Raw genomic sequence first — 19,655 nt, forward strand, 5'->3', positions numbered from 1 at the left:
GTCCGCCGCAGATCATCAAGGGCGAATGCAGGGTCTGACCTCCTATTTCCAATTCATAAGGCAAAACGCACCCTTCCTCGGGGTGGGCTTCCTGCTGATGTTCCTCTCCAGCTTTGGCCAGACTTTCTTCATCGCCATCTTCGGCGGTGACATCCGCGCAGAATTCGGGTTGTCCAACGGCGATTGGGGGCTGATCTACATGATCGGGACCGCGGCGTCAGCCGCGGCAATGCTGGCAGCCGGTGGTCTGGTCGACCGGTTTCGCGTGCGGATCATCGGCATCGGGGTCATCCTTCTCCTCGCCATGGCCTGCCTCGCCATGGCCTTCAATCCTTACGCCGCCGCCCTTCCAATCGTCATCTTCGCCCTGCGATTCCTCGGCCAGGGCATGACCCACCACGTCGCCATCGTCGCGATAAGCCGATGGTTCATCGCCACACGCGGGCGGGCGCTTGCAACGGCATCACTCGGTTTCATGCTGGCAGAGGCGACAATGCCGCTTTTCTTCGTCTGGCTGAAAACCTGGTTCGCCTGGCAAACACTCTGGATCGGCAGCGCCATCTTCGCCATTCTGATGACCCCGATCCTTTACCGCCTGCTCCGCCTTGAACGCACCCCGCAATCCGTCTCAACCGAAAACGAGGCCAAGGGCATGAACAACCGGCACTGGACCCGGGTCGAGGCACTACGGCATCCGCTTTTTTGGGCGCTGGTGCCTGCCATCTCGCTTTTCCCGGCCTTCGGCACCGCCTTCTGGTTCCATCAGGTCCATTTTGCCGAAATCAAAGGATGGGATCATCTCAGCCTCGTCGCCGTATTCCCCCTCGGCACGTTTTCCTTCATGACATTCACATTCGTCTACGGATGGGGGGTGGACCGGTTCGGGCCGGGGCGCCTGTTCCCCTTCTACCTGCTGCCCCTGTGCATTGCGTTTATCTTACATTGGTACGCACCCACCGTTGCATGGTCCGCAGCGGGTGTCATGTTCATGGGCATGGCCGGTGGTGGCGCCGCGACACTGCCTGCCGCGATCTGGGCCAGCTACTATGGAACCCAAAATCTCGGTTCGATCAAATCAGCAGTCACCGCCTGCATGGTTCTGGGGTCGGCGATCGGGCCGGGGCTGTCCGGCTGGCTGATCGACGCGGGGATCGGGTTCGAACAGCAATTGCTGGGCTATGCCCTGTCCTTCGCTTTCGCATCGCTGGTCTGCGTCATCCCCCTGCGCAATGCCACGCGGCAACTACCGGCGACGGCGTAGATAGACGTAATACGCACCATGACCGCCATGCTTCAGATGGGCGGGCGTGACCTGCAAGATCGCTTGCGACAACGGCGGCAGCGCCAGCCATTGCGGCACCTGATGACGCAACACGCCATGCCGGGTCGGGATCGGGCCACCATCATTGCGGTCCTTGCCTTTGCCGGTAATCACAAGAACCAGACGACGGCCCAGCGATTGCGACCCAAGGATAAACGCGACCAGTTCCGGATGCGCCTCCGCCACGGTCATCCCATGCAAATCAATCCGCGCCTCAGGCTTGAGCTTGCCGCGTTTCATCTTGCCGAATGACTTATGGTCCATATTGACCGGCGCGGCAGACAGACGGTCGGAAATCCCCGGCAACACATCATGCGGGCGATGCCCATTCGCCGACTGTCCAACACTGAACCGTGGCAAAGGCTCATGCTTGGCAACCGGTTTGGCGGGTGCCGGTCGGTTCGGCGCGACCGCAGGCCGCTTGGGATCAATCGGCGTGGTGCGCTCCGCAACACGATCCCAAAGGGCTCGTTCCTCGGCCGACAGATGGCGTGGGCGGCGCATCAGCGTTGCGCCACAACCAGACGATGGGCCATGGTCGCGGGCATCAACACAACCATACGGCCACCATCCTTGATGCGGCCCGCTGCGCGCCCTGCATCATCACCCGTCCCGAAAAAGATATCAGCACGCTGCGCACCTTTGATCGCCGATCCGGTATCCTGTGCCACCATCAGCCTGTTGATCGGCTCGGCCCCTTCCTTTTCGATCCAGACGGGGGAACCGAGGGTCACAAATGCCGGATCAACCGCAATGGACCTGTGCGGTGTAATCGACCGGTTCATCGCACCAAGGGGCCCCAGCTCCGCCGGAACCTCGCTCACCTCTCGGAAAAACACATAACTCTCGTTTTCCCACAGCAACGCACGACCCTCCGCCCGGTTCTTGCGCACCCAGTTGCGGATCACGGCGGCAGACACTTGATGCGGCTCAAACTCACCACGATCCACCAACGCCATCCCCACCGACGAATAGTTACGGCCGTTCTTGCCGCCATACCCCACACGCATCATCGTTCCATCCGGCAGACTGATACGGCCTGACCCCTGCACCTGTAGAAAAAACAGATCTACCGGGTCCGTCAGCCACGCCAGCTCCAGGCCCTTGCTCGCCAGCGGCCGATCCTCTTCAATCTCACGCCGGGTGAAATACGGCTTTCCGGGGACCAGATCTTCGGGCACGGCATAAATCGGATGTTGATAGGCATCGCCGCGCACGCGCGATCCCGGCAGTTCAGGTTCAAAAAATCCGGTGAACAGCATCGGCTCACCATCCTCGATCAGCACCGGGCGAAAAAACTTCTCGAAAAACCCCCGCGGTTCTGGGCCGGTCCGGGCGAAATCGCACAAGACCTCCCATTGCGGGTCACGCATGTCGCCACAAGTATTCAGGAAAACATCAAGGGCGGCCTGATGATCATCAGCCGCCCATCCATTCAGGTCATCAAACGAAAGCTGGCTATAGGTCGGTTCGGCCATCGCGCTGCCCGTCAGTGTCAGAAAAAAGCAGACCAGCCAACTGCGGATCATTCGCCTGTGGCAACGAGACGCCAGTTGGGATCACCAGAATCCATCTTGCGGGCAAAGGTCCAGACATCTTTCTGGCGCTTGATCTCGGTATCGCTGCCTTCAATGACATCGCCGCCTTTGTCGCGCACAATCGATGTCATCTCGCTTTTGAAACGCACCGAAACCTCGGCCTCCTTCGTGGTTTCATCCATCTCGGCCTCAACCAGCGCCATATCGCTGATACCGATAAAATTCGCCTCGATAGTCAGCCCTTGGCGCTGGCGTTCGTCAACCACCGTGGCAAAAGCTTCGTACACATCCTCTGAAATATAAGGCACAATCCCATCCAGCTCGCCTTTTTCAAAGGCCATCAGGATCATTTCATAGGCACCGCGTGCGCCACCCAGAAACTCCCCAACATTGAAACTCGGGTCAACGCGCTTCATCGCCGCCAGCGCTTTGGCTGCATCGGAATCTTCGGCGACGTGGTCGGTAATATCCAGATCAGGACCGCCCTCGATCACATCGAACTCAGGCTTGCGCCTCCGGTCAGGCTCGGCCCGTGTTACAGCAGGCTTTTCATACCCCTCGCGAGTCCCCAAAACACCGCGCAAGCGCAGGATCAGAAAAACAGCAATGCCCGCAAGCACCAAAAGCTGGATAATCGGAGAGTTCATCGTGACCTCGTTCAGGGGAAGGCATAGTAATTGCCCAGTCATTCCTTATGTAGGTCAGGGGTAGGGCCGAGTCCACCTTGCCCCCGAACATGTTATGAAAGGCCTACCAGATGTGGCTGCTTATCGCCTTTATTGCCGTTCCAATGATTGAAATCGCCCTGTTTATTCAGGTTGGCGGCGTGATCGGAATCTGGTGGACGTTACTGATCGTGCTGGCAACCGCCATCGCCGGGTCCTATCTGGTCCGCAGCCAGGGACTGCGTGAAATCGCGAACCTGCAGCGATCCTTCTCAGAACTCCAGGACCCAACAGAACCGCTCGCCAACGGGGCAATGATCCTATTCGCCGGGGCACTTCTGCTGACGCCCGGCTTTTTCACCGATATCGTCGGGCTATCACTTCTGGTCCCCGGTGTGCGTAAGGCCGCATATCTTTGGGTGCGCAGCCGGATCAAGGTGAAAAGCTTCACCATGGGTGAACAACCACCCCCGCCCGGCAGTCACCCCGATGACCGTGTCATAGATGCGGAGTTCGAAGATGTGACACCAAATAAAAAGCCGACACACGGGCCATCGGGCTGGACACAGCATTGAGCCTTAGGAAATAGGCTGTTAGGAACGCGCCAACCTAATTTAACTGGAGCAGTTTCCAATGTCCGACACCCCCGAAAATGGCGCAGCGCCTGCACAGGCCCCTCAGGTCACCAGCCGGGTACTCGCCCAATATATCCGCGATATGTCCTTCGAAAACATCCTGGCCCAGAAGGGTGTTCAGGGTGACGCACAGCCGGAAATTCAGGTGCAGGTAAACCTGGATGCACGTAAACGGTCTGCAGACAACCAGTACGAAATCATCACAAAGCTGAACATCAACAGCAAAACCAAGGAAAAGGGCGAACCGCTCTTTATCCTCGAAATCGAATATGCCGGCGTGTTCCACGTCGAAGGCGTGCCAGAAGAACAGATGCACCCCTACCTGCTGATCGAATGCCCGCGGATCACCTTTCCCTTCCTGCGGCGGATCGTCAGTGACGTCACCCGCGACGGTGGCTTCCCGCCACTGAACCTCGAAACCATTGATTTTCTAGCGCTTTACCGGTCCGAACTGGCGCGCCGGGCAGAAGCAGAAAAAGCAGCGGCGAACTAAGCCAGTTTTTTCCAGACAGCGTCGTCGCCCAGCTTCTCGACAAAAGCAGCATGGGCGGCGGCTTCTTCCTCGGTCAGTTTTGGAGGCAGCGGCTGCGGGCGCGGCATGGGCCGCCAGTCATCCGAAACTCCGCCTGCCGTCACAGTCCGGGTATCTGCCGCCAGGGCAAAGTCCGGCTGGCGACCACCGATCAGTTCCAGATACACCTCTGCCAGAATCTCGCTATCCAGCAACGCGCCATGCAGGGTGCGCGACGAATTGTCGATCCCGAACCGGCGGCACAGCGCATCCAGCGAAGCAGGAGAGCCCGGAAATTTCCGCCGGGCAATGGCCAGCGTATCCACCGCTTGATCCATCGGCAAAAGCGGTCGGTTCAGCCAGCCAAGCTCTGCATTCAGGAATTTCATATCAAAGGCAGCATTGTGAATAACTAGCTTTGCATCACCGACGAAATCCACAAAATCCTGCGCGATATCCGTGAAAAGCGGCTTGTCGCGCAATGTTTCCTGCCCCGGTTTCGGCTCTTGTGGCGGTTCCAGCAGATCAGGGCCAATCCCGTGAACGCCAAATGCCTCGGCCGGCATCAACCGCTGCGGATTGATATATTGATGATAGGTACGTCCGGTGGGCACATGGCCCATCAACTCAACCGCACCAATCTCGACAATGCGATCGCCCTCGGCGGGCTCAAAACCGGTCGTCTCTGTATCCAGAACAATCTCACGCATTTTCGGCCTCTTTGATCGTCGCAATCAGTTTTCGCACGGCATCGCGGGTGTCGTCCAGCGCCAGCGTTTCGATGACATAATCAGCGCGGGCGCGTTTCTCGGCATCCGGCATCTGGCGGGACAGAATAGTGTCGAGTTGCGCCGCTGTCATGCCAGGACGGGCCAAAACGCGTTCGCGTTGAACATCGGCGGGAACAGACACAACCAGCACAGAATCCAGCCATGCCTCTGCACCGGTCTCGAACAACAACGGAATATCAAACAAAACAAGCGGGTCATCGTGATCATCAATGAAGCTTTGCCGATGAGCGGCAACAAGCGGATGCACAATGCGCTCAATGTTCTTCAATGCAGTCGGGTCGGCGGCAATTATCGTCTTCAGAACCTCCCGCGACACCGCCTCATCAACAACAGCGTCCGGAAATGTGGACGCAATCGCTGGAACAGCCGCACCGCCTTTTGCATAAAGCGCATGAACAACCGCATCCGCATCCCAAACCGGAACGCCCTCATCGCGGAACATCTGTGCCGTTGTCGATTTGCCCATGCCAATGGACCCGGTCAGCCCCAGAAAATGGCTCATGCCAGAACGGCCCGACGGGTTTCATCATCAACCTCAGGACGGTGACCAAACCAGCGCTCAAAACCAGGCACACCCTGATGCAGCAGCATCCCCAGACCATCAACTGTTACACAACCCATCCGGGCAGCCGCATCCAGAAACGGGGTCCGCAGTGGATTGTAAACAATGTCAGTCACCACCGCATCAGGGCGTAGCGCATCAAGCGGCACCTTGAACGGTTGCGCGCCCTTCATCCCCAATGATGTCGTGTTGATAACAGTGGTTGCATCCTCCAGCATGGATCCCGCCTGCACCCAATCAACAACGCGGATGCGTGGGCCAAAATCGGCGCGCAGCGCCTCTGCCTTGGGACGGGTCCGATTGGAAAGGATAATCTCAGGCACACCGGCATCCGCCAGTGCCACAATAATCGCGCGTGCAGCACCACCAGCGCCAAAAATTGTCGCCGGTCCTGCCTCTGGATCCCAATCGGGCGCACCCTGTCGCAGATTGGCCATAAAACCATAACCATCTGTATTATCTGCGAAAATACGACCATCCTCTCGGAAAGTCAGGGTATTTGCAGCACCGATAAGGGTTGCACGATCAGATACCTGATCAGCATATTTCAACACCTCAACCTTGTGTGGCAAGGTCACATTCACCCCAACGAAACCCTGTGCGGGCAATGACCGAAGTGTTTGTTCCAACGCGTCCTCAGCCACCTGCAAGGCGGTGTAATCACCAGCAAGGTCATAGCGCTCAAGCCAATGACCGTGAAGCTTCGGAGACAGGGAATGGCTGATCGGGTTTCCGATAACACCGGCATGCGGAATCTGGGTCATGCTAGCAGTGTTCCGCGCACGGTCAGATAAGACAAGAGTTCAAGCAGCGGCAAGCCAAGCACATTGAAATAATCTCCCTCTATGCGTGTAAAAAGTCGCACTCCTTCTTCTTCAAGCTTATAAGCACCAACCGAATGCCGAATGCTGTCCCAATTCCGATCAACATAGTCCTCTAGATAGTCATCGGACGCGTCCCGCATATGAAGACGGACAATCCCGACATGGCGCCAAACAGGTCCGTCACCATCATAGATCACGGCGGCCGAGAGTAATTGATGCGATTGCCCTCGCATCGCATGCAACTGCGCCAGGGCCTCCTCCTTGGATGTGGGCTTGGAAGGCAATGTCCGACCCTGTGCCAATACCTGATCGCACCCGATCACCAGCGCATCCGGATTTCTCGCCGCTACGCGTTGCGCTTTCATTTCTGCCAAAGCATCGGCAATATCGCGGGGCGAGGCATCTTCCGCCAATAGCGACTGGCGCACGGCATCTTCATCGATGCGGGCGACCTGAACGGCAAATTCAACACCGGCGTTGCGCAACAATGTGGCCCGGATATCAGACCCGGAGGCAAGAATGATCTGGTCGGTCATGTGGATAACCTTTGGGAAAAATCCGGTGTCAGTCTGGGTGTCACTTCGTCGATACTTATGCCGCAGCCCGGACCTGTGGGGAACCCGGCAGCTCCATGAAATTCAGGCTGGTTTATCCACGGTGGGAAAGCATAAGTCGGCCTTGTGGAAGAATCAGGGTGCTTGCCGCGGTCAAGGCGTCGTATCAAAAACAATGGTGGGGGTCAGGTGATACTAATATGCTGATTTGTAATAGTTTTACGTGAGAGGTCTGACTGGACTCATAAGTCTCTTATCGTGTCAGACCATGGGATAACTCTGCGGATGAAAAAGAAAACCACAGAAATGGCGCTGACAAGAAACATCATCATCTTTCTTTTCTCTTAATATTTATTAGGAAGAGAAGATCAAAGAAGGCGAATAAAATGACGGACCTGCTGATAGGCATCTACCCATGGATCAAGGCGGTTCATATCATGGCGGTGATCGCATGGATGGCGGGGCTGTTCTATCTGCCCAGATTGTTTGTCTATCATGCGGAACGGGCTGCGGTTGGATCAGAGCTCGACCAGACATTCCAGGTCATGGAAGAAAAGCTGCTGCGGGTGATCATGAACCCGGCCATGATCGTGGCTTGGGTGGCGGGACTAACAATGATCGGATTAGGTGAAGCGGGTTATGCAGGAGCTGGGAAATTCGACTGGTGGGCAATCTGGTCATGGGTGAAAATTATGTCGGTAATCCTGATGACAGCGGCGCATGTGTGGATGGCAGCACGGCGCAAGGATTTTGCGGCAGGTCGGAATACGCGGTCAGGAAGCAGCTTCAGGCTGTTCAATGAAGTGCCGACAGTGCTGATGTTTCTGATCGTTGTGGCCGTGGTGGTACGTCCGTTCTAGCGACACGTTGACTCACGCCACGCTCTTGCCTATGTGTGCTGTCGCTACCCGTCCGGGATAGCGATTTTCCATTCCTGTTCGAGAAAGCGTCGACCAACCCGTCGGCGATGGATTTCACCATGTCCCAACACCGTCTGAACCTCGCTGATCTGAAGGCGCAAAGCCCAAAGGATCTGTTGTCCCTGGCCGAAGAGCTGGAGATCGAAAACGCATCCACCATGCGCAAAGGCGACATGATGTTCGCCATCCTCAAGGAACGGGCGGATGAAGAATGGATCATCGGTGGCGATGGGGTGCTCGAGGTTTTGCAGGATGGTTTCGGTTTCCTGCGGTCGCCAGAGGCCAACTATCTGCCGGGCCCTGATGACATCTATGTCTCGCCCGAGATGATCCGGATCCACTCGCTGCGGACAGGGGATACGGTCGAAGGGGTGATGAAGGAACCCAATGACAGCGAACGGTATTTCGCACTGACATCGGTCGAGCGGATCAATTTCGAAGAACCTGAAAAAGCCAAACACAAGGTTGCCTTTGACAACCTGACGCCGCTTTACCCCGATGAGCGGCTGAACATGGAAGTCGAGGATCCGACCATCAAGGACAGGTCAGCACGGATCATTGATCTGGTGGCACCAATCGGCAAAGGACAGCGATCACTGATCGTGGCGCCGCCGCGGACGGGTAAGACCGTCCTGCTCCAGAACATCGCCAACTCGATCGAAAAGAACCACCCGGAATGTTACCTGATCGTGTTGCTGATTGACGAACGGCCTGAAGAGGTCACCGACATGCAGCGATCTGTGAAGGGTGAGGTTGTTTCGTCCACCTTTGACGAACCGGCAACACGGCACGTGGCAGTGTCAGAGATGGTCATCGAAAAGGCCAAGCGGCTTGTGGAACACAAACGCGATGTGGTGATCCTGCTGGATTCGATCACGCGACTGGGGCGGGCGTTCAACACCACCGTGCCGTCATCGGGTAAGGTGCTGACCGGTGGTGTTGATGCCAACGCGCTGCAGCGACCCAAACGGTTTTTCGGCGCGGCACGGAACATTGAAGAGGGCGGATCGCTGACGATCATCGCGACAGCGCTGATCGATACCGGGTCGCGGATGGACGAAGTGATCTTTGAAGAATTCAAAGGCACCGGCAACAGCGAGATCGTGCTGGACCGGAAGGTCGCCGACAAACGGGTCTTCCCGGCGATGGATATCCTCAAGTCCGGCACGCGGAAAGAAGAGCTGCTGGTCGACAAGGGCGATCTGGCGAAAACCTATGTGTTGCGGCGCATCCTGAACCCTATGGGAACAACGGATGCCATCGAATTCCTCATCGGAAAACTGAAACAGACCAAGACAAATTCGGACTTCTTCGATTCGATGAACACGTAACTTATTGTTTATAAACAATGGGTTGATGTAATGCAGACGATATTTGCGCTGGCAACAGCCCATGGGCGGGCCGGGGTTGCGGTGATCCGTATTTCCGGTCCTGACGCGGCAGATGCCGCGAGGCAAATGATGGAATCGCTGCCCAGCAACCGAGGTGTGAGAAAGCTCCACGATGCGGATGGGGCGCTTCTGGACGAAGCACTTGTGCTGCATTTTCCGCAGGGCAAAAGCTTCACCGGAGAAACCGTCGTCGAACTGCATCTGCATGGCAGTCCGGCTGTGGTTGCGGCAGTGCTCAGACGGCTGGGTACGGACCGGCGATTGCGGCCGGCCGAGGCAGGTGAATTCACCCGGCGCGCATTGGAAAACGGCAGGCTGGATTTGGCGCAGGTCGAAGGCCTTGCCGATCTGATCGACGCCGAAACCGAACAGCAGCGCAAACAGGCGGTACGTGTCTTTTCCGGTGCCTTGGGAGAGATGGTCGAAGTATGGCGAACTGACCTGATCAGGTCGGTCGCGCTCTTGGAGGCGACGATTGATTTCGCGGATGAGGATGTCCCGGTTGATGTTATGCCAGAGGTTAGGGCGCTCATCGCTGGGGTACTGGATCAGATGAACCGGGAATCAGCCGGGGTGCGGGCGGCAGAGCGGGTTCGTGAAGGGTTCGAAGTGGCGATCATCGGCGAACCAAATGTGGGTAAGTCCACATTGCTCAACCGACTGGCAGGGCGAGATGTGGCAATCACGTCGGAGGTTGCAGGAACGACACGCGATGTGATCGAGGTTCGGATGGATATCGATGGGATCCCGGTGACGCTGCTGGATACCGCAGGGCTGCGGGATACTGATGATGTCGTCGAAGGGATTGGTGTGGAACGAGCTAGGGAGCGGGCCAAGCAGGCGGATATACGTGTCCGTATGATGTCGGCAGATGCATTCGATATACCAGATGTAGGCCCTTCAGATATTTATATCTATAGCAAGGCGGATTTGCTGAACAATCAACCAAACGCGGTCTCTGGGAAAACCGGCCAAGGTGTTGACGATCTTATCGCAGAAATCGCTGCGAGATTGAAAGAACATGTATCCTCCATAGGAACCGCAATGCGGGAGCGACACAGGCTAGCGCTGATAAGGGCTGTGGACGATCTGACCAAGGCGCAGGATATGATCGCCGACGGTCACGACATGGTGGAATTGATAGCAGAACAGCTTTGGTCAGCCATTCGGGCAGTGGATAGCCTTGTTGGACGGGTTGATGTAGAAGATGTGCTTGATGAGATATTTCGCAGTTTTTGCATCGGGAAATGAAAGGTGTTTCACGTGAAACATTCCGACTTTGACGTCATTGTCATTGGTGGTGGCCACGCGGGTGCAGAAGCGGCGCATGTGTCTGCGCGCTACGGTGCGCGTACGGCGCTGATTACCCTAACGCGCGACTCTATTGGTGTGATGTCTTGTAATCCTGCGATAGGTGGCCTGGGAAAAGGACATCTAGTGCGCGAAATTGATGCGTTTGATGGGGTCATGGGCCGCGTGGCGGATCGGGCCGGTATTCAATTTCGCCTGTTGAACCGAAAAAAGGGCCCAGCCGTCCAAGGGCCGCGCGCCCAGGCGGATCGGGCGATCTACAAAACAGCCATGCAAGCAGAGCTGACCAATCTGCAAAACCTGACCATCATCGAGGGTGAAGCCGTCGATCTGATTATGAAAGGCGACAGGGTCGCCGGCGTCATGCTGGCCGATGATACCGCTGTCCATGCCCGCAATGTTGTATTGACGACAGGGACGTTCCTGCGCGGCGTCATTCATATCGGGGATGTATCGCGACCTGGCGGACGAATGGGCGATAAACCTTCTGTTCGCATGGCAGAGCGTTTGGACAGTTTTGCACTTCCGCTTGGGCGGCTGAAAACCGGTACGCCGCCACGATTGGACGGACGAACTATCGCGTGGGACAAGCTTGAAGCGCAGCCAACGGATGCTGATCCAAGCCTGTTTTCCTTTCTATCCAAGGGAGTTTCTGCGCCGCAGGTGGATTGCGGGATCACGCACACCAATGCCCGAACACATGATATCATCCGCGCCAATCTGGATAGGTCGGCTATGTATGGCGGGCATATCGAGGGGATCGGGCCGCGGTACTGCCCCTCCATCGAAGACAAGATCGTGCGCTTCGCTGACAAGACATCGCACCAGATTTTCCTGGAACCTGAGGGCGTGAACGACCACACGGTATACCCCAACGGGATCTCAACATCCCTGCCTGAGGATGTGCAGCATGACTACGTGCATTCGATCTATGGCCTTGAAAACGCCAGCATTTTACAGCCCGGCTATGCCATAGAATACGACTATGTCGACCCCCGCGCACTGCGTCAGACGCTGGAGCTGCGCGATGTGCCGGGCCTTTACCTCGCAGGACAGATCAACGGGACAACAGGCTATGAAGAGGCGGCAGCGCAGGGTCTCGTCGCTGGTCTGAACGCGGCCGCACAGGCAAAAGGCAATGAACCCGTACATTTCAGCCGGCGGGACTCTTACATCGGTGTGATGATTGATGATCTGATCACGCGGGGGGTGTCCGAACCCTATCGCATGTTCACATCGCGGGCCGAATTCCGGCTTTCGCTGCGGGCTGATAATGCAGATCAGCGGCTAACGGGAACAGGGCGGCAAGTCGGGATTGTGAGTGATAACCGGTGGTCTGCGTTCTCATCCAAGATGGAGGATATGGCGAAAGCCAAGACTCAACTCGCTCAAATCACCCTGACTTCACGCGATATATCGTCCAAAGGCGTTAATCTGAATGCCGATGGACCACGGAGAACGGCACTGGATGCGCTTTCCCTGGCGGATTTCGATTTCGCTCATCTGGTTGAACTTGCTCCGGAAACCGCACAGATCGCACCGGATATCAGGGACCAGATCAAAAGGGATGCGCTGTATGTCCACTACGTCGCGCGCCAGGAACGCGATATCGCTGCGATGGCGCGGGACGAACAAAAAGCGATTCCGGATGATTTCGACTATACAGCGGTCAATGGGCTGTCAAATGAACTTGCCAGCAAACTCAAGATGGCGCGGCCAGCGACAGTCGCCCAGGCGAACCGGATCGATGGCATGACACCTGCGGCGATGGTGCTGATCATTGGTGCTCTTAAACGGCAAGACAGCAAGATGACAGGGACCTGACCAGTGGGTATGACCATTGCCGGGCAGGATGTTTCACGTGAAACATATGAACAACTGCAGCAGTTGTCAGACCTCGTTCAGAAATGGACGATGAAGATCAATCTGATCTCGCCGACAACAATGAGCGACATCTGGGAACGGCACATCACCGATTCGGCGCAGATTTACCCACTTGCTGCGAAAAACTTCAAAAAATGGGTCGATATCGGCAGTGGCGGCGGCTTCCCCGGCCTCGTCGTGGCCATTCTTGCAAAAGCGAAAAACCCGCAGGCGACATTCGTATTGCTGGAAAGTGACCAAAGAAAGTGCACATTTCTGCGTACAGTCATCCGTGAACTTGATCTGAATGCATCCGTGATTGCCACCAGGATCGAAGACGCATCCCCTCAACTAGCCGATATTGTGTCCGCACGCGCATTAACCTCGTTATCTGCGATCATGCCATATCTGGAAACACATCTGTCGCCGACCGGCCAGGCTCTGCTGCACAAAGGCAAACGCCATGCCGAAGAAATTGCAGAAGCACGCCAATCATGGTTCTTTGACCTTGAAGACCATCAAAGTTTGACTGATCCTAACGGCCGACTCCTCGTCATCAAAGGGATCCGTCGCGTTGGATAAGAGCACTGTGAAAACACCAAAAATCATCGCGATCGCAAACCAGAAGGGTGGGGTCGGAAAAACGACCACAACCATCAACCTCGGCGCGGCCTTGGCCGAGAAAAGCAAGAATGTCCTGCTCATCGACCTCGACCCCCAAGGCAACGCGTCCACCGGTCTTGGTATCGACACCAAGGATCGCAAGGTGACCACCTATGATCTTTTGACAGGTGACGCAGCCGTTAGCACCGCAATCATGGTCACGACTGTCAAAAACCTGTCGATCATCCCCGCCACGACCGACCTCAGTTCAGCCGATATCGACCTGATCGCGAACCAGAAACGCAGCTTCCTGTTGCGGGACGCCCTGCGTAGCGACGATAAAACACTGGCCAAATTTGACTACATATTGATCGACTGTCCGCCATCCCTCAACATATTGACGGTCAATGCCATGGTGGCGGCGCATTCTCTCATCGTTCCGCTGCAAAGCGAATTCTTCGCACTCGAAGGTCTGTCGCAGCTCATCCTGTCGGTCCGCGATGTCCGCCAGACCGCAAACCCGAACTTGCGGATCGAAGGCATCGCGCTCACCATGTATGACCGGCGCAACAACCTGTCGCTCCAGGTCGAGGATGACGCCCGCGAAAACATGGGCGACATGGTCTTCGAAACCGTCATTCCCCGCAATGTCCGGCTGAGCGAGGCACCATCCTTCGCCATTCCCGTCCTCGAATACGACCCGACATCAAAAGGCAGCATTGCCTATCGGTCGCTGGCGCGCGAAGTCATCAACAAATCAAAACGAGTAAGGGCCAGCTCCCATGGCGCGTAGCACAAAAAAAACCCGAGGCCTCGGCCGCGGCCTGTCCGCCCTCATGTCGGATGTGACCCAGGACGAAACACCGGCCGCCACACCTCCGCGCCCCGATCTGATGGTACCGATCGAACAGGTCCATCCCAACCCCGATCAGCCGCGCCGCACCTTTGCCCAGGACGCGCTTGATGAACTCGCTGCTTCGATCGCGGAAAAGGGGGTAATTCAACCCCTGATTGTACGTAAATCCCCAGAGAAACCCGGCACTTATGAAATTGTCGCCGGCGAACGGCGCTGGCGGGCCGCCCAGATTGCCAAGCAACATGAATTGCCGATCCTTGTGCGGGACTATAACGACACCGAAGTCCTCGAAATCGCAATTATCGAAAACATCCAGCGCGCCGACCTCAACCCGATTGATGAGGCCGCAGGTTACCGCCAGCTGATGGACAGGTTCGGTCACACGCAGGATCAATTGGCCACAGCGCTGGGCAAAAGCCGCAGCCACATCGCCAACCTGATGCGGCTGTTATCGCTGCCGGATGAGATCCGGAACTACCTGATCAGCGGCGCCCTTTCCGCAGGGCACGCCCGCGCGCTGATAGGCCATGACCAGGCGGTGCAGTTGGCGCGGGAAGTTATCCAGCGCAAACTCTCCGTGCGCGAAACTGAAAAACTGGCAAAGAAAGGACCAGCAATTAAGAAACGCGCGGTCCCGGGCGCGCCGGTCCCAAAAGACGCCGACACCGTGCAGATCGAAAACGAGTTATCCGCCACACTGCGTATGAAGGTGACCATAGATCACAAGCCCAACGAAGAGGGGGGCAAGATGTCGATCAGCTACAAATCACTCGATCAACTCGATGATCTGCTGCGGGCGCTCTCGGGCCACTAAACATCCAAAAGCTGACGCAGCACAGCATTTAGAACAGGTCGGCCCTGTGGCGTCAGACGCAGGTGGTCATCATCCATCGAAAGCATGGATATTTCAATTAAAGCATTGATTTTATTTATAAAACGTTCGTCATGACTTAATCCAAACCGATCCAGTGAAATCCCCTCTGACAACCGCAAACCCATCAGCAAAAACTCCGCCTGTTGCTCGTCCATCGTCAATGGCACCCGCTGCAAATCGCCATTGCCACCGTTACGCACCTGCGCCAGCCATGCTCCGGGGGCAAGCGGTGCCTCCGTCGCCAACCGCTCTCCACCCAACGTCAAACGGCCATGCGCCCCCGGGCCAACCCCTGCATAATCGCCATAGCGCCAGTAGATCAGGTTATGGCGGCTTTCCAACCCTGCTGCCGCATGATTGGACACTTCATACCCCGGCAATCCCGCCGCATCACACATCTCCTGCGTGACTGCATACATGTCCGCCGCCAGATCATCATCAGGCAACCCCCGCAGCTTACCCGCCGCGTAGCGATCGCCAAAGGCAGTGCCGTCCTCAATCGTCAGCTGATACAACGACAGATGATCAATCGCCATCGACAGGGCCTGGCCCAACTCTGCCTGCCACGCATCCAATGACTGCCCTTGCCTTGCATAGATCAGATCAAAACTGACCCGGTCAAACACCGACCGCGCCACATCAAAAGCCGCCATCGCCTCAGTCGCGGTATGCAGCCGGCCCAGCGCCTTCAGATCAGGATCGTTCAGGGCCTGAATACCCATGGAAACCCTGTTTACTCCGGCATCACGATACCCGGCAAAGCGACCCGCCTCGACTGATGTCGGATTAGCCTCCAACGTCACTTCAATATCGTTTGCACAGCTCCAGGTTGCGCGCACCTTGGTTAAGATCGCATCAACAACGTCCGGATCCATCATGCTCGGCGTACCACCACCAAAAAACACCGACCGTAAGATCCTGCCCGACGTTTCGGCACCAACCCGATCAATCTCGCTCAGATAGGCCGCCTGCCACGCCGTCTGATCAATCCGGGCGGCCACATGAGAATTGAAATCGCAATAGGGGCATTTCGCCTGACAAAACGGCCAGTGAATATAAAGGCCAAAACCCCCATATTCCCAATCCTCAGGCAAAGCACGCCTTCAGCTTGGCAAACGCATCAGCCCTGTGGCTGATCCTGTTCTTCTCCCAGCGATCCATCTCGCCAAATGTCATATCATACCCATCAGGCTGGAATATCGGGTCATAGCCATGGCCCTGATCACCGCGCATCGGCCATACGACCTGACCGGGCATGACACCCGAAAACACCTCATCATGACCATCCGGCCAGGCCAGCACCAAGGTACAGCAAAACCGGGCCGTCCGAGGGTAGGGTGCGTCAGCCGCCTTCAGCTCTGCCCAGGCGCGCTCCATCGCCATCACAAAATCCCGGCCATCCGGCGTTTCGGCCCAATCGGCCGTATGCACGCCGGGCGCACCATCCAACCCGTCAATCTCGATCCCGCTATCATCCGCCAAGGCAGGCAACCCGGTGGCCTGCGCCGCCGCATGCGCCTTGATCCGGGCATTACCCACAAATGTTGTCTCGGTCTCGTCTGGCTCTGGCAGCCCCAGTTCCGCATTTGACGAAAGACGGACACCATAAGGCGCCAGCAGATCGGCAATCTCTTCCAGCTTGCCCTGATTATGGGTAGCCACAACCAGACGATCGCCAGAAAACTTGCGCATCAGGCAACAGCTGCCATTTGGGCCGCGGTCAACTCCGTCACACCCTTCTCGGCCAGATCCAGCAGCGCATCTATCTGAGCCCGGCTATAGGTTGACCCCTCGGCAGACATCTGCACTTCGATCAACCGGCCACCGGTCATGACGAAATTCCCGTCAACACCGGCCTCACTATCCTCCGGATAGTCCAGATCAAGCACTTCTTGCCCGGCATAGATCCCGCACGAAATCGCGGCAACAGGATCCAAAAGCGGGTCGGAAATCACATCCCCCGCCTTCATCAGCTTTTGCACCGCCAGCTTCAGCGCAACCCAGCCGCCCGTAATAGACGCACAGCGGGTGCCGCCATCAGCCTGAATCACATCGCAATCCACGACAATCTGCCGTTCGCCCAGCGCCACACGATCCACGCCGGCCCGCAACGACCGGCCAATCAGACGCTGGATTTCCTGCGTGCGACCGGATTGGCCATTCTTGGCCTCGCGGCGCATGCGCGTATTCGTCGCACGGGGCAGCATACCGTATTCTGCCGTCACCCAGCCAAGGCCTGTATTCTTCAAAAACGGGGGCACACGTTCATCAATACTGGCTGTACACAGTACATGCGTATTGCCACATTTGATCAGACAGGACCCTTCGGCATGCATGGTCACACCCGTTTCAATCGACACTTCACGCATTTCGTTCGTCTGACGGCCGGATGGACGCATGGGATCACTCCTGTTGGTTGCAGCGTGGGGATACGCTGCCCACATATGAAATCCAACCCCGATTGACGTGGTATCCAACTTCGTTTTAATTGCATCGCCTTGAACCGAGGATCATATGCCCGACCAGCAGCCCAACATCGAAGAGATGAATGAACGCTCGCGCGAGGTATTCCGGCGCGTGGTCGAAGGCTACCTGGCCAGCGGGGCACCGGTCGGCTCACGGACGCTGACCCGCGACTTCTCGGAAAAGGTCAGCGCGGCGACAATCCGCAATACCATGCAGGACCTCGAATATCTGGGCCTCCTCGACAGCCCTCATGTCAGCGCCGGGCGTATCCCCACACAGCTGGGCCTGCGGATGTTCGTCGATGGGCTGCTGGAGGTTGGCGATCTGGACGGCGAAGACCGGCAAAAAATCGACGACACGGTCGGGGCCAACGACCACGATGTCACAACCGTATTGGATCACGTGGGCGAGGCGTTGTCTGGCGTCACCCAAGGGGCCAGCCTCGTGCTGACCCCCAAACACGAGGCCGCAATCAAACATATCGAATTCGTGTCGCTCTCGCGCGACCGGGCACTGGTTGTTCTGGTCTTCGCCGACGGGCATGTCGAAAACCGCATCTTCACTCCACCACCCGGACAAACGCCATCATCCATGCGCGAGGCCGCAAATTTCCTCAACGCCATCGCCGAGGGGCACACACTTTCCGAACTCGGGCAGGTCATCGCCCGCGAAATCGCCGCGCGACGTCAGGAGATTGACAGCGTGGCCGCTGATCTCGTCGAAAACGGCTTCGCGCTCTGGGAAAACGAAGGCGAAGCGACCGAACGGCTGATCGTGCGCGGCCGCGGCAACCTGCTCAGCGACAACGAGGCTGATCTGGAACGGATCCGGACCCTCTTTGACGACCTTGAACGTAAACGCGACATCGCCCAATTTCTCGATCTCGCCGAAGAAGGCGACGGTGTGCGCATTTTTATCGGCTCAGAGAACAAATTGTTCTCACTTTCGGGTTCCTCTCTCGTCGTTTCCCCTTATATGAACGCCGACCGCAAGATCATCGGCGCCGTGGGCGTCATCGGCCCGACCCGCCTCAACTATGGGCGGATCGTGCCAATCGTGAATTACACCGCCCAGCTGGTGGGCAAAATCATCGCCGACCGCTCATGACAGGAACCATTTGATGTCCGAAAAAGAAGAAGAACTGCAAAGCCTTGATGAACTTGCCGCAGAAAGCGATGAACCCGATTTCGATCAGGCCGCTGCAGGTTTTGATGAAATCGAGGCACTGCGCGCCGAACGCGATGATTTCCGGGACAAATTCATGCGCGCCCTGGCGGATGCGGAAAACACCCGCAAACGGGCAGACCGCGACCGGCGCGAGGCGGAAAACTACGGCGGCTCCAAACTCGCCCGCGACATGCTGCCGGTCTATGACAACATGCGCCGCGCCCTGAACTCAGCCGACGAATCCGAGCAAGAGGTGAACAAGGCCCTGCTCGAAGGCGTGGAACTGACCATGCGCGAACTGATCAGCGTCTTCAAAAAGCACGGGATCGATCCGATCACGCCAGAAGTCGGCGACAAATTCGACCCGCAACTACACCAGGCCATGTTCGAAGCCCCCGTGCCCGGCACCAAAGCCGGTGATATTATCCAGGTCGCCGCCGAAGGCTTCATGCTGCATGACCGGTTGCTGAGACCTGCGCAAGTTGGGGTGTCGTCGACACCGGCATCATGATCAGAAGTCTTCTCAAGATCATTTTTGGGCTGTTTCTGGCCATACTCAGCCTCGGTCTTGGAACAGCTTTGCAAACGCTGCTTGATCCCGAAAGCGGGAGCGGGCTTAGTTTGGCAATACCACTCATTTCTCTGGTGCTGACAGTTTTCGGCGTTGTTTTATGCATCGTCGGATTCTTCCAGTTTATCACCCGCGCTTTTCGCGCAGCGACCAAACTTGGGAAGAGCTCTGACGTGTGATGTCACACTGCGTGAGACCCGCAGTCCGACGCCACAGTAGGCTGGGTGACGTC

The 19,655-nt window shown here is 57.0% G+C and carries 23 protein-coding genes; 13 read left to right on the forward strand and 10 right to left on the reverse strand.

What is annotated here, in order from left to right:
- The first annotated feature begins 25 nt into the window (after window positions 1-25).
- A complete protein-coding gene (locus tag ACFWW4_RS02735; protein WP_411889459.1) occupies window positions 26-1,261 on the forward strand; it encodes an MFS transporter in 1,236 nt (411 codons plus the stop codon).
- On the opposite strand, the gene ACFWW4_RS02740 is transcribed toward ACFWW4_RS02735, so the two are convergent.
- The 3 genes from ACFWW4_RS02740 to ACFWW4_RS02750 are packed head-to-tail and all read right to left on the reverse strand — an operon-like array spanning window position 1,244 to window position 3,506.
- Window positions 1,244-1,825, reverse strand: coding sequence for a Smr/MutS family protein (locus ACFWW4_RS02740; protein WP_411889460.1), 582 nt, complete (start codon window positions 1,823-1,825; stop codon window positions 1,244-1,246). The genes ACFWW4_RS02735 and ACFWW4_RS02740 overlap by 18 nt on opposite strands.
- The gene (locus ACFWW4_RS02745) at window positions 1,825-2,850 is read right to left on the reverse strand and encodes a murein transglycosylase A (protein ID WP_411889461.1); all 1,026 of its coding nucleotides are present in this window, start codon (window positions 2,848-2,850) and stop codon (window positions 1,825-1,827) included. Before ACFWW4_RS02745 ends, ACFWW4_RS02740 begins: the two co-directional genes overlap by 1 nt.
- On the reverse strand, window positions 2,847-3,506 hold the full coding sequence (locus ACFWW4_RS02750; RefSeq protein ID WP_393932666.1) for a Tim44/TimA family putative adaptor protein: 660 nt from the start codon (window positions 3,504-3,506) through the stop codon (window positions 2,847-2,849). The genes ACFWW4_RS02745 and ACFWW4_RS02750 overlap by 4 nt, the downstream gene beginning before the upstream one ends.
- 110 nt (window positions 3,507-3,616) lie before the next feature.
- On the opposite strand from ACFWW4_RS02750, the gene ACFWW4_RS02755 reads away from it, so the two are divergent.
- Together ACFWW4_RS02755 and secB are read left to right on the forward strand one after the other, a co-directional pair.
- Complete coding sequence (locus ACFWW4_RS02755) at window positions 3,617-4,099, forward strand: FxsA family protein (RefSeq protein WP_411889462.1); 483 nt, start codon at window positions 3,617-3,619, stop codon at window positions 4,097-4,099.
- 58 nt (window positions 4,100-4,157) lie between these two features.
- A complete protein-coding gene (secB, locus tag ACFWW4_RS02760; protein WP_411889463.1) occupies window positions 4,158-4,652 on the forward strand; it encodes a protein-export chaperone SecB in 495 nt (164 codons plus the stop codon).
- On the opposite strand, the gene dnaQ is transcribed toward secB, so the two are convergent.
- The 4 genes from dnaQ to ACFWW4_RS02780 are packed head-to-tail and all read right to left on the reverse strand — an operon-like array spanning window position 4,649 to window position 7,383.
- Window positions 4,649-5,380, reverse strand: coding sequence for a DNA polymerase III subunit epsilon (gene dnaQ / locus ACFWW4_RS02765; protein WP_411889464.1), 732 nt, complete (start codon window positions 5,378-5,380; stop codon window positions 4,649-4,651). The two genes, secB and dnaQ, sit on opposite strands and share 4 nt — an antisense overlap.
- Window positions 5,373-5,963, reverse strand: a complete 591-nt coding sequence (gene coaE / locus ACFWW4_RS02770; protein WP_411889465.1) for a dephospho-CoA kinase — start codon at window positions 5,961-5,963, stop codon at window positions 5,373-5,375. Before coaE ends, dnaQ begins: the two co-directional genes overlap by 8 nt.
- Entirely contained in the window at window positions 5,960-6,787 is an 828-nt protein-coding gene (locus ACFWW4_RS02775; protein WP_411889466.1) for a shikimate dehydrogenase, read from the reverse strand. Before ACFWW4_RS02775 ends, coaE begins: the two co-directional genes overlap by 4 nt.
- On the reverse strand, window positions 6,784-7,383 hold the full coding sequence (locus tag ACFWW4_RS02780; RefSeq protein WP_411889467.1) for a Maf family protein: 600 nt from the start codon (window positions 7,381-7,383) through the stop codon (window positions 6,784-6,786). The genes ACFWW4_RS02775 and ACFWW4_RS02780 overlap by 4 nt, the downstream gene beginning before the upstream one ends.
- Window positions 7,384-7,787: 404 nt before the next feature.
- Here ACFWW4_RS02780 and hemJ point away from each other — a divergent pair, with 404 nt between their 5' ends.
- The 7 genes from hemJ (at window position 7,788) to ACFWW4_RS02815 (ending at window position 15,159) form a co-directional block, all read left to right on the forward strand.
- Entirely contained in the window at window positions 7,788-8,261 is a 474-nt protein-coding gene (hemJ, locus tag ACFWW4_RS02785) for a protoporphyrinogen oxidase HemJ (RefSeq protein ID WP_411889468.1), read from the forward strand.
- Window positions 8,262-8,380: 119 nt separating this feature from the next.
- The gene (gene rho, locus ACFWW4_RS02790) at window positions 8,381-9,652 is read left to right on the forward strand and encodes a transcription termination factor Rho (RefSeq protein WP_393933146.1); all 1,272 of its coding nucleotides are present in this window, start codon (window positions 8,381-8,383) and stop codon (window positions 9,650-9,652) included.
- 30 nt (window positions 9,653-9,682) lie between these two features.
- Complete coding sequence (gene mnmE, locus ACFWW4_RS02795) at window positions 9,683-10,963, forward strand: tRNA uridine-5-carboxymethylaminomethyl(34) synthesis GTPase MnmE (RefSeq protein WP_411889469.1); 1,281 nt, start codon at window positions 9,683-9,685, stop codon at window positions 10,961-10,963.
- Between the two features lie 12 nt (window positions 10,964-10,975).
- The gene (gene mnmG, locus ACFWW4_RS02800) at window positions 10,976-12,847 is read left to right on the forward strand and encodes a tRNA uridine-5-carboxymethylaminomethyl(34) synthesis enzyme MnmG (RefSeq protein ID WP_411889470.1); all 1,872 of its coding nucleotides are present in this window, start codon (window positions 10,976-10,978) and stop codon (window positions 12,845-12,847) included.
- Between the two features lie 9 nt (window positions 12,848-12,856).
- On the forward strand, window positions 12,857-13,468 hold the full coding sequence (gene rsmG, locus ACFWW4_RS02805) for a 16S rRNA (guanine(527)-N(7))-methyltransferase RsmG (protein ID WP_411889702.1): 612 nt from the start codon (window positions 12,857-12,859) through the stop codon (window positions 13,466-13,468).
- A 7-nt stretch (window positions 13,469-13,475) separates the two neighbouring features.
- Window positions 13,476-14,282 (forward strand): ParA family protein, encoded by an 807-nt coding sequence (locus tag ACFWW4_RS02810; protein ID WP_411889471.1) that lies wholly within the window; start codon window positions 13,476-13,478, stop codon window positions 14,280-14,282.
- Window positions 14,272-15,159 carry a ParB/RepB/Spo0J family partition protein gene (locus tag ACFWW4_RS02815; RefSeq protein ID WP_411889472.1) on the forward strand — a complete coding sequence of 296 codons (888 nt, stop codon included), beginning with the start codon at window positions 14,272-14,274 and terminating at the stop codon, window positions 15,157-15,159. Before ACFWW4_RS02810 ends, ACFWW4_RS02815 begins: the two co-directional genes overlap by 11 nt.
- On the opposite strand, the gene hemW is transcribed toward ACFWW4_RS02815, so the two are convergent.
- From hemW to rph, 3 genes are read right to left on the reverse strand one after another with little or no spacing between them, the layout of a single operon-like run.
- On the reverse strand, window positions 15,156-16,313 hold the full coding sequence (gene hemW, locus ACFWW4_RS02820) for a radical SAM family heme chaperone HemW (protein WP_411889473.1): 1,158 nt from the start codon (window positions 16,311-16,313) through the stop codon (window positions 15,156-15,158). The two genes, ACFWW4_RS02815 and hemW, sit on opposite strands and share 4 nt — an antisense overlap.
- Window positions 16,306-16,911 carry an RdgB/HAM1 family non-canonical purine NTP pyrophosphatase gene (gene rdgB / locus ACFWW4_RS02825; protein WP_411889474.1) on the reverse strand — a complete coding sequence of 202 codons (606 nt, stop codon included), beginning with the start codon at window positions 16,909-16,911 and terminating at the stop codon, window positions 16,306-16,308. Before rdgB ends, hemW begins: the two co-directional genes overlap by 8 nt.
- Window positions 16,911-17,618: a ribonuclease PH gene (rph, locus tag ACFWW4_RS02830; RefSeq protein ID WP_411889475.1), complete on the reverse strand. Its 708-nt coding sequence runs from the start codon at window positions 17,616-17,618 to the stop codon at window positions 16,911-16,913. The genes rdgB and rph overlap by 1 nt, the downstream gene beginning before the upstream one ends.
- Window positions 17,619-17,733: 115 nt before the next feature.
- Between rph and hrcA the strand changes: the two genes are divergently transcribed.
- The 3 genes from hrcA to ACFWW4_RS02845 are packed head-to-tail and all read left to right on the forward strand — an operon-like array spanning window position 17,734 to window position 19,602.
- Complete coding sequence (hrcA, locus tag ACFWW4_RS02835; protein ID WP_411889476.1) at window positions 17,734-18,792, forward strand: heat-inducible transcriptional repressor HrcA; 1,059 nt, start codon at window positions 17,734-17,736, stop codon at window positions 18,790-18,792.
- A gap of 13 nt (window positions 18,793-18,805) precedes the next feature.
- A complete protein-coding gene (locus ACFWW4_RS02840; protein ID WP_411889477.1) occupies window positions 18,806-19,363 on the forward strand; it encodes a nucleotide exchange factor GrpE in 558 nt (185 codons plus the stop codon).
- On the forward strand, window positions 19,360-19,602 hold the full coding sequence (locus ACFWW4_RS02845) for a hypothetical protein (RefSeq protein WP_411889478.1): 243 nt from the start codon (window positions 19,360-19,362) through the stop codon (window positions 19,600-19,602). The genes ACFWW4_RS02840 and ACFWW4_RS02845 overlap by 4 nt, the downstream gene beginning before the upstream one ends.
- Window positions 19,603-19,655 lie beyond the last annotated feature (53 nt).

Source organism: Yoonia sp. SDW83-1, from assembly GCF_046762885.1.
In the GTDB taxonomy this organism is placed as follows: domain Bacteria; phylum Pseudomonadota; class Alphaproteobacteria; order Rhodobacterales; family Rhodobacteraceae; genus Yoonia.

What these genes read in the sequence shown, in the direction of transcription:
- ACFWW4_RS02735 (WP_411889459.1), top strand. Translation starts at nt 26, where the DNA reads ATGCAGGGTCTGACCTCCTATTTCCAATTCATAAGGCAAAACGCACCC.
- ACFWW4_RS02740 (WP_411889460.1), bottom strand. Translation starts at nt 1,825, where the DNA reads ATGCGCCGCCCACGCCATCTGTCGGCCGAGGAACGAGCCCTTTGGGAT.
- ACFWW4_RS02745 (WP_411889461.1), bottom strand. Translation starts at nt 2,850, where the DNA reads ATGATCCGCAGTTGGCTGGTCTGCTTTTTTCTGACACTGACGGGCAGC.
- ACFWW4_RS02750 (WP_393932666.1), bottom strand. Translation starts at nt 3,506, where the DNA reads ATGAACTCTCCGATTATCCAGCTTTTGGTGCTTGCGGGCATTGCTGTT.
- ACFWW4_RS02755 (WP_411889462.1), top strand. Translation starts at nt 3,617, where the DNA reads ATGTGGCTGCTTATCGCCTTTATTGCCGTTCCAATGATTGAAATCGCC.
- secB (WP_411889463.1), top strand. Translation starts at nt 4,158, where the DNA reads ATGTCCGACACCCCCGAAAATGGCGCAGCGCCTGCACAGGCCCCTCAG.
- dnaQ (WP_411889464.1), bottom strand. Translation starts at nt 5,380, where the DNA reads ATGCGTGAGATTGTTCTGGATACAGAGACGACCGGTTTTGAGCCCGCC.
- coaE (WP_411889465.1), bottom strand. Translation starts at nt 5,963, where the DNA reads ATGAGCCATTTTCTGGGGCTGACCGGGTCCATTGGCATGGGCAAATCG.
- ACFWW4_RS02775 (WP_411889466.1), bottom strand. Translation starts at nt 6,787, where the DNA reads ATGACCCAGATTCCGCATGCCGGTGTTATCGGAAACCCGATCAGCCAT.
- ACFWW4_RS02780 (WP_411889467.1), bottom strand. Translation starts at nt 7,383, where the DNA reads ATGACCGACCAGATCATTCTTGCCTCCGGGTCTGATATCCGGGCCACA.
- hemJ (WP_411889468.1), top strand. Translation starts at nt 7,788, where the DNA reads ATGACGGACCTGCTGATAGGCATCTACCCATGGATCAAGGCGGTTCAT.
- rho (WP_393933146.1), top strand. Translation starts at nt 8,381, where the DNA reads ATGTCCCAACACCGTCTGAACCTCGCTGATCTGAAGGCGCAAAGCCCA.
- mnmE (WP_411889469.1), top strand. Translation starts at nt 9,683, where the DNA reads ATGCAGACGATATTTGCGCTGGCAACAGCCCATGGGCGGGCCGGGGTT.
- rsmG (WP_411889702.1), top strand. Translation starts at nt 12,857, where the DNA reads ATGACCATTGCCGGGCAGGATGTTTCACGTGAAACATATGAACAACTG.
- ACFWW4_RS02815 (WP_411889472.1), top strand. Translation starts at nt 14,272, where the DNA reads ATGGCGCGTAGCACAAAAAAAACCCGAGGCCTCGGCCGCGGCCTGTCC.
- rdgB (WP_411889474.1), bottom strand. Translation starts at nt 16,911, where the DNA reads ATGCGCAAGTTTTCTGGCGATCGTCTGGTTGTGGCTACCCATAATCAG.
- rph (WP_411889475.1), bottom strand. Translation starts at nt 17,618, where the DNA reads ATGCGTCCATCCGGCCGTCAGACGAACGAAATGCGTGAAGTGTCGATT.
- hrcA (WP_411889476.1), top strand. Translation starts at nt 17,734, where the DNA reads ATGCCCGACCAGCAGCCCAACATCGAAGAGATGAATGAACGCTCGCGC.
- ACFWW4_RS02840 (WP_411889477.1), top strand. Translation starts at nt 18,806, where the DNA reads ATGTCCGAAAAAGAAGAAGAACTGCAAAGCCTTGATGAACTTGCCGCA.
- ACFWW4_RS02845 (WP_411889478.1), top strand. Translation starts at nt 19,360, where the DNA reads ATGATCAGAAGTCTTCTCAAGATCATTTTTGGGCTGTTTCTGGCCATA.